The following is an 11,584-nucleotide window of genomic DNA, read 5'->3' as shown; positions in this document are numbered from 1 at the left end:
CCTATTTTATTTTTAAATATTCAAGCCATTCGGCACCTATCTTTTCTACTGAAAAGCGTTTTATACTTTCAAACGCATTTTCCTTGCAGGTTGCCCGCAATGCTTCATTTTCATTCATTTCATTCATTGCCTTAACAAAGGCATCGAAGTTTTGATCTTCTACCAAAAGACCATTTTTGCCATTTTCTATCAACTCTCCCGGCCCCGACTTGCAATCAAATGCTACAACAGGAATACCACAAGTCAACGATTCGGTTATAATATTTGGCAATCCTTCATTTTTGCTTGTCAAGATGGTGAACCTTGCCGATTTCATAAACTTGAAAGGGTTGTTCTGGAAATCCAAAAAGACTACCTTATCCTCCATTTTTTCGGATTTCGCCAATTTTTGCAAATATTCTTTTTGCGGCCCGTCTCCAAGCAGCAGCAATTTGACATTTTGGGCAGGAAGCCTGGATGCTGCATACGCCTGAATCATCTTATCAAATTGTTTATTATTATCAAAGACCATCCTACCTGCCGCGAAAATATATTCAAATTCTAAATCTATATTTTCTTCTGACAACGATACAATTTTATCAATTTCAAGAGGATTATAGATTGTTTTCAGGTTTTTATATTTGTATTTGGCACTGACTTTTTTCTCAATTTCCTTTGATACACAAACAATACCATAGGCATTTGAAAAAATGTTCTTTGCTAAAAAACCATTTTCAGGAAAATACCAATCTGTATTATAGCTATGGATCATAGGTATATAGGGGGCTTTGTAAGCAAATTTGGTAATTAAAAACTCCTTGACCTGGTTGTTTCTGGTCCTGACATCAATAATATAGTCAAAATTGTTTTCTTTGATATATTTTCTCAGGGTCAGAAATCGTTTTAAGTTATTTAAAACTCCGTTTTCTTTATCTTTTAACTTGCCCAAATTCAGCAATTTTCCTGAGAAATCATACGTTACTTCATCCAATATGACAATATTATGTACTTCTATGTTTTTGCTGGAAAAAAAATTTGACAAAATAGCATGAATCTTTTGTGCGCCACCATTTGAAAGAGTAATTCCTATCAAACATATTTTGGTTTGATGCATCTGTTGCTACTTTTTTAATTATTTTTGAAACAAATATAAACAATTATGAGGATTCTACTCGTTGGAGAATTCAGCCGGTTACACAATTCATTAAAGGAAGGACTTACCGCTTTAGGACATGAAGTGCATATTGTGGGTACCGGAGATGATTTTAAAAAATATCCTGTTGATTTTTCAATCTCCTCAACATTAGTGTCTCATAATGCATTACTTCGTTTCTGTAACAGGGTTACTAAGAAATTGCTTCGTTTGGACTTTGAAGCCTATGAAAGAGCCTTCCGGTTTCGGAAGCTTTTGCCAAAATTAAAGGATTATGATGTCGTCCAGCTGATTAATTCCAATGCTATAGAAACCTATCCTAAAACGGCTGAAAGGCTTTACAAAAAACTGTTTGCCCAAAACAAAAAAAAATTCCTTTTAGTATGTGGTGACGAAACTCCAATTGTTGATGTCTTGCTAAAAAACAATTTGAAGTATTCAGTACTTACACCTTATTTTGAGAACCCTGATAACAAAAAATATTATCATTATACGCTTAATTACGCAAACCCAAAGCAGCGAAAGCTCTTTGATTTTCTGCAAGCAAATTGCGATGGATTATTTGCATCAGATCTCGATTATAAAATTCCATTGGAGCAGACCGGGTTTGATTTTACATTTATTCCAAATCCTATAAATACGGACAAGTTGGAATTTATACCTATGGAAATTCCCTCAAAAATTATCATCTTCCATGGTATCAACAAATATAGCGCAGTAAAAAAGGGAAGTTCTATTTTCTTAGAGGCATTAGCAAAAATAGAATCGAAATATAGCGACAAGGTCGAAATTAAGATTGTCAATAGCCTACCTTATGATGAATACCAAAAACACATACGTTCGGCACATATTATCCTCGACCAGATTTATTCGTTCGACCAGGGTTATAATGCATTGGAAGCTATGGCACTAGGAAAAGTTGTTTTTACCGGAGCCGAAACTGAATTCCAGAAGTATTATCAGCTATCAGACACCGTGGCCATCAATGCATTGCCCGATGTTGAATCTATAGTGAAACAGCTTTCTTTTTTGATTGAAAACCCGGAAGAATTAGCGTTGATAGGAAAACAGGCCCGACAATTTATCGAAAAAGAGCACTATTTTATTACCATCGCAGAAAAATACCTTGAAGGCTGGAATACCTCCAACAACTAACTTATGAAGACAATTAAAGCCAATACTATTTATCGCAGTTTATTTTTCTTGATTCTGGCAGTATACTGCTTATTCACGGCAAGATATGGCTTTGAAACCTGGGACACGGGATATATCCCGAGTTTTTCATGGCGAATTGCAAATGGGCAGGATGTATATAAAGATTTTGTTTATAAGGCTCCTCCTTCAACATTATATTTTCAGGCAATTTTCATGAAAATCCTTCCTGAAATCGGTCAGTTTTATTTTATAAAGGTCACAAATTATTTATTGTTTGCTTTGCAGGTGTTTTTAGCGGTTAAGAGCTTTACTAATTTTTATCCGCAACAAATAAAGTTTAATAAATGGGCTTTAATGATACTAGGACTTGTCATTTCCTTATTAAATTTTACTGCCTATCCTTGGCCTACAACCGACGGTTTGCTCTTCGCTGTTATTGCATTGTATATCCTTTCATTGAATACGAAATCGAATGGATGGCAGCTCATGGCAATAACTTTTTTCTGTCTCATGGCAAGTCTCACAAAACAGTCATTCTATTTAATTCCTATTGGATTTCTTTTCACCATAATTGGTATGCAAGGAATAAAAAAGGGTCTGCTTTTCTTTTTCTATCTGGTTCTCTTTTTCCTGCTTTTCCTTTCCTGGGTTGCTTATACCTCATCGATTCATGAATTTTTAGAGCAGACAACCGGGCAAACCCATTTTAAAGATCTCCTTTTTTCGGGTTTTCTGGATTATATAATAACCTACCCTAAAATCGTTATTTTTATTCCCCTGCTTATTATATCCGCTTTTTTATTATTTTATTTCCCAAAGCGTAAAACGTTGGGTACTCTTGAATATTTAAAAAACTTATCAATTGTCTTGCTTGTTTTTGCTCTTTCTTTATGCTTCTTCAGAGAATTTTTATTTGCTTCAAGGATTGCAATGCTTTCAGCTTCTTTTGCTGTAATCAGTAAAATCGTAAAAGATAGAAAGAACTTTAGCTATTACATCCCAATCCTGTTGTCACTTTTGATTGCATGGAGCTGCTCTATAAGTATGGGATATAACTATCCAATCTTCTTTTCAACCGGAATCATCGTATCAATAACTGTTTTATTTACTGAGAAATTAGATAAAGTTTACAACCAAAAAGTATTTATCATTGCCGGAAGTATCATTCTAGTTTTAGCTTATTCTTTAAATCTAAAACCGTATAGAGAGAAACCTATTTCAGAATTAAACTATTCGCTTGCCGATGTTTCGCCTAAGCTAAAATATCTTATGACCAATAAGGATAACAGGGATAAATTGCTTGATCTTAAATCCTTAATCAAAAAGTACGGCAACAATTATATTGTCGCTCCAAGTTTTCCTATGGCTCATTATGTTTTCAACACTCAAAGTCTACTGCCGGCAGATTGGCTTACAAATAATGAGATCAATAGAGACCCTGAACGTATCTTAAAGATTGCAGCACAAAAAGAAAATGTGGTTTTCTTGGAAAAAAGCTTTTTGGAAGGCGAAGAATATATGTTTGAAAATAGAGCCGATTTTAGCGTGACTGCTGTTTATATCTATAAAAATTTCAAAAAAATAGACGAAACAAAACACTTTATTATCTTCAATACACAAGAAAAAAACGAAGCATTCCCAGTTATCATAAGGAAATCCGTTCATTAAAAAAACACTACGCTTTTCTTTTATCGTAATGGAAGTATATTTTCAAAATTTGAAATGGAAAAACAAGGAACTCTTTTAATTTTATAGAGGTGTTTCCTTTCTCTATCCAGGTTTCCAGCGGAAATTCCTTAACCGCTATCAAAAAATCAGGATAGGTAATCTTATAGCGCAATAGCATTTCAACATCAAAAATCCATCGGGTTAAAAAGGGCTTTTCAAATAGTTTTTTTGCTATGTCTGCTTTTATAATTTTTGCTCCGCACTGGGTATCGTAAACCGGAACACGCAAAATGACTTTACTGATTATCGTAGCAAAGATTCGTCCAAAATAATGCCTTGCCTGCGATCTTACGACCTGATTTCCGAGAAGCTTTACCCTACTCCCTAAAATAATATTTAAATGCCGGTTTTTTTTCGCATAGTTCAATAGCTTTATCATCTCAGAAACTGGCGTCGAAAAATCGGCATCGAGATAACCGATATATTCGTATTCTTTCTCGCTGTTTAAAATTCCCTGCCTTATCGCCTCAGCTTTGCCTGAATTTTGCGATAAACTATAAACTGTACAGTTTTCTAATTTCTCCGAAAGCCTGTTTAATACATCCAAAGTATCGTCAGAACTCCCATCATTTATCAATAGGAAATCTATTTCATTTGAAGCACCCATGATTTGTAGGTATTCCTCAAAAGAAATTCTTTTTCCTTCATTATAAAATGGTATGATAAAAAGAGTTTGATTCATTTTAGTCTTGTTTAGATGACACCGCTGGCGGGTTTCATTTTAATTTTGAAATAAACACCCAACAGCAAAAAATAAAATGCATGAGTAAAAGCATGTCCCATAACAATACCCTTAATACCATATTCACCAATAAAAAACATACTGGAAGTATATAAAATCCCTAAAGATATCAGTTCTGTAACAATAAAAGCTACCGTCATTTTTTTAGCAAAAAATTGATATCCAAGAATCATCGAGGCAACTTTGAATGTATCACCAATCAACTGCCATTGAAACAGATCTTCAACCGGTGAAAATTCCTTTGTAAAAAGGAATTTCACAATAAATCCTTTCAATATATAGATAATTGCGGCTACAAAAATAAAAAGTGGAAAAATCGTTTTATAATAACTATAAAAAACATTCTTTGTCTGCTGATTAGTAGCTGCCAATATAAGTTTTGGAAGGAAATAAACCGTTAGCAAAGTGGAAATAAACAACAGGTAATTGGAAGAAATCCTTTCCATTGCTGACCAATATCCGGCTTGTTCTTCTCCTAACTTTTGGATGACATTATTTCTGATTGTCAGATAAACCAACGGACCAAAGAATCCTGACACAAAAGCCATCAGCGAAAACGAAGATAGATTTCTGATGACGGCAAAATTAAAGTACCGGAAATGGATATATTCCCGCATATTCATTAGCGACCTGAAATACAAATAGGTAACTATCAAAAGCAACGCAGGCGTGGCGGCAATTGAAATCAGTGCTCCGGCAATATTCAGCCTCCATATCAAAATGACGGAAACCATCAATCCGATTATATTTCCGAAAATAGTGATATAGATTACTTTATGAAATTTTCCGAAACCATTCAAAACGCTTGTCAGAAAAACATTCATGACATAAAATGGGATGGAAAGGGCCAAAATTGAAATGACAAAACCATAGTTATTATGATTTCCAAAAACCTGATTGCTCCAAAATTCACTAAAGACAAAAAGCGCCAAAGCGAAAAATACAGAAGAACCCAGTAAGGTTATAAAAATTGTAGAAATTACTTTTTTGAGATGGATTTCATCATCTTTATTCTCAGCAGTATATTTTACAATTCCGTTCTGGAAACCCAAGGTAGTAACGGTTTCGATTGAAGTAAAAAAGTTTCGCATGTTCCCTACCAGAGCCATACCCGGAGCTCCTAAAAAAATAGCGATTACCTTTGAGGATAATATACCGATCAGAAGTTTTATGATGACGCTGATACTATTCAAAGAAGTTACCTTGAATAGTGAAGATTCGACTATTTTTTTTATAGAAACCAATTAGAATTTATTAATTATTTCAATTACATATCCTACTTCCTCATCTGTCATAACAGGACTTATAGGCAAGCTCAAAACCTCACGATGGATTTTTTCCGTAATGGGAAATGACAAATTGCTCATGTAGGAAAGCGCTTTTTGCTGATGTGGTGGCGTTGGGTAATGAATTAAGGTTTGGATAGCATTTGCTGACAGATAATCCTGGAATTCTTCCCTATGCTCCGTCCTGATTACAAAAAGATGGAAAACATGATTTTGTGAACCGTCAAAGAACGGCAGTTTTATTTTATCATTTTTGATTTCTGCCAGATAACGTTCTGCAACCTTCTTTCTTAGTTCGTTTTCTGCATCCAGATTTGGCAGTTTTACACTTAAAAAAGCTGCTTGCAGCTCGTCCAAACGAGAATTTACGCCAATATAATCATGGACATATTTTTTTTCTGAACCGTAATTCCGGATTGAAAAAATCATTTTTGCCAATGCATCATCGTTTGTCGTGATAGCACCTGCATCGCCCAAAGCTCCCAGATTTTTTCCCGGATAAAAGCTAAATGCAGCAGCATCGCCCCAGTTTCCTGCTTTCTTTGAATCTAAGACAGCTCCATGACTTTGCGCAGCATCTTCAATAACAAGCAGGTTATTTTGTTTTGCTATTGCATTAATTTCTTTCATCGGAGCCAATTGTCCGTAAAGATGTACTGGTAGAATTGCTTTTGTTTTGGGTGTAATGGCTTTTTCGATGGTTTCCGGATCAAGATTGTATGTTTCCAGATTAGGCTCCACCAACACCGGCACTAAGTCGGCTTGAAGTACAGCCAAAATACTGGCGATATATGTATTTGCCGGTAGGATAACCTCATCTCCTTTTTGGATTTTCCCTAATTGTATGTACGCTTTAAGAATCAGCACCAAGGCATCCAGTCCGTTTCCAACTCCAATGCAATATTTCGTCCCGCAATAGTGGGCAAAATCTGTTTCAAATGCCTTGATTTCATCACCTAAAATATACCAACCTTTGTCCATGATAGTTTTTAACCTGTCTTGGAAAGCCTGCTCATAAGGTTGATTTACTTTTTTTAAATCCAGAAATTTTATCATATCAAAACATTATCTAGCTTGTCATAATTGGAAGCAGTGATTTCATAAAAATCTTGCGTAAGTGTCCTTGCTCCAAAACTTTCCTTCCAAAAAATAAGTCCTTCGTTGAGTTTTCGTCCATTTTCTTCATTTGAAATTCCAAAATCAAAGAATCTTTTATCCTTAAATACTTCAAGAATCAAATGGCTGTAGAGAAAATCGAGCGAACCCAATTCATTTTTTTCATTTTGTCCCGATACATATTGAGGATGGGCTACGTTTTTAGAAATAAAAATGGTCGTCCCGGCAACAATTTTACCTTCAAAATACACATTAAAATGCCGGATATTTTCCGGGAATAGCCGATGCAACTTTTCAATTTCTTCTACGGTATGCACCGGTTTGGCATCATGTTTTGCAGAAATATTTGGAATCAGGATTTCATTCCAGAATAGCCTGAAATTAGGTTCTTCTTTGATGACCAGACCTAGCTGTTGCCCTCTGCGTACGCAAGCTCTTCTGGCTCGGGAAATCTTATGTGGTTTGGAATTATCAATAACAGACAAAGCATCTCGCCGGGTTAATTTTGCGTCTGTCAAAAACAAAGCATAATTGAGTTCGTCTGACGGATAGTCAAAATAGATTGACGGCATCATCTTAAAATGGAGCTTCAGTATTCCGTCAGCTTCAAGATATTGCAACACGTTTTTGACAATCAGAAGCATCATTGATTGCTTCATTTTTGCATCACAAACAATACCTCCATAGGTCAGGCCTTGATGTGAAAAAACGATATCTCCAACTACATTTGCAGGTAAAACAGCAATCCAGTTTTCACCATCCAAAATTACCAGTGAATAATCGTGGAACCTATCACTATGATATTCCATAAAATCTCTATGAAACAAAAAGGTAGCATTCTTGGCTTTAGCAATAAAGGCATTCCAATCATGATAGTCTTCAGCTCTATATTTCCTTACAGTATAGTTTCTCACAGCTTATTTTTATGCTTTGGAAAAGTACTAATTTTTTGAATATGATTAGGCCATTCCGTAACGCTAATTTTATTTTGTTAACATACTCTATTGTAAATAAATAGTATCTTTATAACTTTCAATTGATTATCGGGTGAATCTAAAACTACAAATTAAATTTTTTGTTGTCCTTTTCTTTTTCTCTTGTGTAGCTTTTGCACAAGATGTAGCTTTATTTCGGCAATTTAACGGACGTTATGATTTTACTATCGTTGGAAACACATTAAATACTTCCGAAAACAACCTCAATAATTTTTGTACTATCACGACATCTTCTTCTGCTTCCTTAAATCTGGGAAGTGCTGATATGATCGAAAAAGCCTATTTGTATTGGGCAGGTTCAGGAACTGGCGACTTTAATGTAGTCCTAAACGGTGTTCCTATCACTTCCGAAAGGAATTTTGCTTTCTTCCAAAACGACCTTGATTATTTCTGTGCTTTTACAGATGTTACTTCCCAAATACTTTCTACAGGAAATGGAAACTATACATTATCCGATTTAGATGTTTCTCCTTTTTTAGATGCGAACCATTATTGTAACAATCGTACCAATTTTGCAGGTTGGGCTATTGTGATCATTTATAAAAATGAAAGTCTTCCATTGAATCAGATCAACATATACGATGGACTCCAAGGTGTTTCAAGGACACAGACTCATCTGACATTGACATTGAACAGCCTAAATGTAATCGACAATGCCGGATCAAAAATAGGATTTATTGCATGGGAAGGTGATGTAAATCTTCCAACTCCCGGATTTACAGAATCTTTAAAGATTAATGGACATATTCTGAGTAATGCCCTAAATCCGCCCAACAATGCTTTTAACGGCACCAATTCATTTACCAATTCCAGAACCCTGTACAATATGGATTTGGATGTATATGAAATCCAGAATTACATCCAGATCCATGATGAATCTGTAGAAATCCAGCTTATATCGGAACAGGATTTTGTCATGATTAGTACCATACTTACCAAACTGAACAATCAACTTCCCGATGCCACAATTTCTATAGACAATGTAACTTTAGAGTGCAATTCACGACGGATTATTGTAGATTACACGGTATACAATCTTGATAGTACAAATCCTTTAAGAGCAGAAGTCCCGATTGCAATCTATGCTGACGGAACATTGATTGAACAAACCCTGACCGTACCTCCAATTCCTATCGGCGGTAGCTACAGCGATACAATCTACCTGACGATACCCGATGAAATTCCAAATGATTTTACCTTAAAATTCGTGGTGGATGATACCGGAAACGGTACCGGGATCGTAACCGAATTAAACGAAACAAATAATGACTTTTCTGTTTCTGTTTCTTTACTCGTTTCGCCGGAATTTAATCTGCTGGACAAAATTATCGCCTGTAATGAAGGGCTAAAAAAAGGCACTTTCGATTTTTCACATTACGAAGAAATTGTAAAAGTGGATCCAGACCACATTGTCCATTTTTTCAATTCCCAAGAAGAGGCCCAGGCAAACCAAAACCCAATCCTGAATACAAACCGTTACATCGCTTCTACTACACCAAAAGAGATTTTCGTAAGAATAGAAGATGAGAACTGCTATAGCATTACTTCTTTTTTCCTGGACACTAAAAACTGTCCGCCAACAGTTTATAATGCTGTAACGGCTAATGAAGACGGATGGAATGATTTTTTCTTTATAAGAGGACTGAGAGATATTTTTGTCAACTTCCAGCTTTCCATTTATAACCGTTGGGGCACTTTAGTTTGGACAGGAAATAACAATACTGAAAACTGGCGGGGCCAGGCAACCAAAGGCATCGAAATCATCGGGAATAATCTTCCGGATGGCACTTATTATTACATACTTGATCTAAACGACCCTGATTACAAGACACCATTGACAGGATATGTATACCTGACCCGATAATTTAGTCTTGCTTCAATGCCGGAAGATACCACTTGAATTTTACTGCCAGAAGTCGGAGTGTAATCATCACACAGGAAGTTATCACATAAAGAATGTCATCATCAAGATTCCAGCGTTTTAGGATAAAAAATACGATTCCGCCTATGATACAAATTGTAGCATAAATTTCTCTTCTAAAGATTACCGGTATTTCGTTACAAAGGATGTCTCTTGTCACGCCACCAAAACAAGCTGTCATTGTACCTAAAGCAATACAGATAATTGGATGAAGATTGGTAGCTAATCCTTTTTCAAGCCCGATCAATGTGAAAACACCCAAACCTATCGTATCAAACAAAAACAATGAAGTTCTTAGCCTGTCGAGTTTCTTTCTGAAAATAATGGCAAGAAAATAGCCGGCTATGATAAAGTAAACGTAATTTAAATCACGCATCCATCCCACAGGTGTACGCCCAATTAGCGTATCTCTAAGCGTTCCGCCGCCAACAGCCGTTACAAAGGCAATAATAAAAACACCAAAAGGATCCAGCCTTTTATTCATTGCTGTTAAAGCGCCCGAAAGCGCAAAAGCCATAGTTCCGATTATATCTAAAAGATAAAACATATTTGGTTTTGGGGATTTTTGATTTATGATTTGGGATTTAGGATTTATGATTTCAGATTTCAGATTTGTGATTTTAGATTTTAGACTTATGATTTCTGGCTTTTAACTATAAACTACCCACTATCATCTATCAACTATAAACTATCCATTACCCACTATCATCTATCAACTATAAACTATCCATTACCCACTATCAACTATCAACTTTATATTACATTTTCTGTGTATAATAATTGTAATCTTTCAAAATCGTCTTGATGAAATCTTCCTCATTACCTGATTGGTTCCTGATTCCTGTGACATCTTCAATCTTTGTCTTTAACTTCGAAATCATCTGGTAATCTTTATTTGTCCTTGCATTATTGAAAGTTTCTTTAATAATTCTGGCATCATTGTCACTTAGCTTTATAACCAAAGGATAAGTAGGCACATAATTCACATCGATTTCCTCTAAAATGGTATGGTTGATGTTGATATTGTTTTTTAGCGTAATGACTGAAGTACCCGCTGCCATATCTCCCAGTCTTTGCGATTTTTCACTTGCGATAATACTAACCAATCCTACAATACCGCTGCTAAGACTGACATCTACAATCCTAAAAATCCACCTCATGATATAGTCTCCAAAAGAGGCCTGATAACCGTCTATTTTAACCACCTTGATTTTAAGCAGTCTCTTGCCTAATGTCTGCCCTTCAAGCAAACTTTCTAGAATAAGCGAATAAAAAATAACCGGCAAATAAAACATAATTTGTATTGAAGCTTGTGACCACTTATCATCCATCCTATCCATGAGCTTATTGATTCCCAAGGCATAAAAAAAGATATAGTATACAACAATCACATAAGCCGCTTTAACCAGAAAATCAAGTATATACGCCAAAATCCTATCACCTATAGTAGCTGCCGTAAAATTAATATTGACATTTTGAGTCGTATTTATAGATAATTGTGTCATATTT

Annotated in this window: 10 protein-coding genes; 3 read left to right on the top strand and 7 right to left on the bottom strand. The window is 35.4% G+C overall.

Annotation, left to right across the window (positions count from 1 at the left end):
• Position 1: 1 nt before the first annotated feature.
• Complete coding sequence (locus tag ABH942_RS15700; RefSeq protein ID WP_370033612.1) at positions 2–1,072, bottom strand: glycosyltransferase; 1,071 nt, start codon at positions 1,070–1,072, stop codon at positions 2–4.
• A 66-nt stretch (positions 1,073–1,138) separates the two neighbouring features.
• Between ABH942_RS15700 and ABH942_RS15695 the strand changes: the two genes are divergently transcribed.
• Together ABH942_RS15695 and ABH942_RS15690 are read left to right on the top strand one after the other, a co-directional pair.
• Entirely contained in the window at positions 1,139–2,287 is a 1,149-nt protein-coding gene (locus ABH942_RS15695; RefSeq protein WP_370033610.1) for a glycosyltransferase, read from the top strand.
• 3 nt (positions 2,288–2,290) lie between these two features.
• Positions 2,291–3,955, top strand: coding sequence for a hypothetical protein (locus tag ABH942_RS15690; protein WP_370033608.1), 1,665 nt, complete (start codon positions 2,291–2,293; stop codon positions 3,953–3,955).
• Positions 3,956–3,962: 7 nt separating this feature from the next.
• Here ABH942_RS15690 and ABH942_RS15685 read toward each other — a convergent pair whose 3' ends face one another.
• The 4 genes from ABH942_RS15685 to ABH942_RS15670 are packed head-to-tail and all read right to left on the bottom strand — an operon-like array spanning position 3,963 to position 8,073.
• Positions 3,963–4,697 carry a glycosyltransferase gene (locus tag ABH942_RS15685; RefSeq protein WP_370033606.1) on the bottom strand — a complete coding sequence of 245 codons (735 nt, stop codon included), beginning with the start codon at positions 4,695–4,697 and terminating at the stop codon, positions 3,963–3,965.
• Between the two features lie 11 nt (positions 4,698–4,708).
• Positions 4,709–6,001 carry an O-antigen translocase gene (locus ABH942_RS15680; protein WP_370033604.1) on the bottom strand — a complete coding sequence of 431 codons (1,293 nt, stop codon included), beginning with the start codon at positions 5,999–6,001 and terminating at the stop codon, positions 4,709–4,711.
• Entirely contained in the window at positions 6,002–7,099 is a 1,098-nt protein-coding gene (locus ABH942_RS15675) for a DegT/DnrJ/EryC1/StrS family aminotransferase (RefSeq protein ID WP_370033602.1), read from the bottom strand. It abuts the gene before it with no gap.
• Positions 7,096–8,073, bottom strand: coding sequence for a GNAT family N-acetyltransferase (locus ABH942_RS15670; protein WP_370033600.1), 978 nt, complete (start codon positions 8,071–8,073; stop codon positions 7,096–7,098). The genes ABH942_RS15675 and ABH942_RS15670 overlap by 4 nt, the downstream gene beginning before the upstream one ends.
• 133 nt (positions 8,074–8,206) lie before the next feature.
• Between ABH942_RS15670 and ABH942_RS15665 the strand changes: the two genes are divergently transcribed.
• Positions 8,207–10,018, top strand: coding sequence for a gliding motility-associated C-terminal domain-containing protein (locus tag ABH942_RS15665; RefSeq protein ID WP_370033598.1), 1,812 nt, complete (start codon positions 8,207–8,209; stop codon positions 10,016–10,018).
• Position 10,019: 1 nt separating this feature from the next.
• Here ABH942_RS15665 and ABH942_RS15660 read toward each other — a convergent pair whose 3' ends face one another.
• Entirely contained in the window at positions 10,020–10,622 is a 603-nt protein-coding gene (locus ABH942_RS15660; RefSeq protein WP_370033596.1) for a trimeric intracellular cation channel family protein, read from the bottom strand.
• Positions 10,623–10,833: 211 nt separating this feature from the next.
• Positions 10,834–11,580: an RDD family protein gene (locus ABH942_RS15655; protein WP_370033594.1), complete on the bottom strand. Its 747-nt coding sequence runs from the start codon at positions 11,578–11,580 to the stop codon at positions 10,834–10,836.
• Between the last annotated feature and the right edge of the window lie 4 nt (positions 11,581–11,584).

It is taken from the genome of Flavobacterium sp. 28YEA47A, assembly GCF_041262125.1.
Lineage (GTDB): Bacteria > Bacteroidota > Bacteroidia > Flavobacteriales > Flavobacteriaceae > Flavobacterium.
The sequence above is the reverse complement of the archived record's forward strand: the minus strand, read 5'-3'. Positions and strand labels throughout refer to the sequence as shown.

What these genes read in the sequence shown, in the direction of transcription:
- ABH942_RS15695 (WP_370033610.1), top strand. Translation starts at nt 1,139, where the DNA reads ATGAGGATTCTACTCGTTGGAGAATTCAGCCGGTTACACAATTCATTA.
- ABH942_RS15690 (WP_370033608.1), top strand. Translation starts at nt 2,291, where the DNA reads ATGAAGACAATTAAAGCCAATACTATTTATCGCAGTTTATTTTTCTTG.
- ABH942_RS15685 (WP_370033606.1), bottom strand. Translation starts at nt 4,697, where the DNA reads ATGAATCAAACTCTTTTTATCATACCATTTTATAATGAAGGAAAAAGA.
- ABH942_RS15675 (WP_370033602.1), bottom strand. Translation starts at nt 7,099, where the DNA reads ATGATAAAATTTCTGGATTTAAAAAAAGTAAATCAACCTTATGAGCAG.
- ABH942_RS15660 (WP_370033596.1), bottom strand. Translation starts at nt 10,622, where the DNA reads ATGTTTTATCTTTTAGATATAATCGGAACTATGGCTTTTGCGCTTTCG.
- ABH942_RS15655 (WP_370033594.1), bottom strand. Translation starts at nt 11,580, where the DNA reads ATGACACAATTATCTATAAATACGACTCAAAATGTCAATATTAATTTT.